We start from the raw sequence: 253 nt of genomic DNA, 5'->3' as shown, positions 1-253 counted from the left end.
AAGGAGGGCAGGCGGGTTTCAAATGGAATCAGCGCCTGCTCGATAACGCTGACAAGCCCCCGGGCGCCGGTGTTTTCACTATAAGCCCGCCGGGCAAGGATGTCCAGGGCCTCCTCGGAAAAGCGTGCATCAATTCCGTAGGTTGCGAAATCGAGCCGTTTGCTCAAAATAATCGGGTTGTTGGGGTTTTGCAAAATTTCCAGCAGATCGTGCCGGGAAAGGCGCTCAAATACGGAGCGCACCGGCAGCCGGC

1 pseudogene is annotated in these 253 nt (G+C 57.3%); it reads right to left on the bottom strand.

Annotated features, from left to right (window positions below):
- Window positions 1–253: pseudogene (locus tag RVY79_RS20720) on the bottom strand (hypothetical protein); the annotation flags it as partial.

Origin of the sequence: Chromohalobacter sp. HP20-39 (assembly GCF_033052815.1) — a bacterium.
Taxonomy (GTDB): domain Bacteria; phylum Pseudomonadota; class Gammaproteobacteria; order Pseudomonadales; family Halomonadaceae; genus Chromohalobacter.
This window is presented reverse-complemented; position numbering and strand designations above follow the sequence as displayed.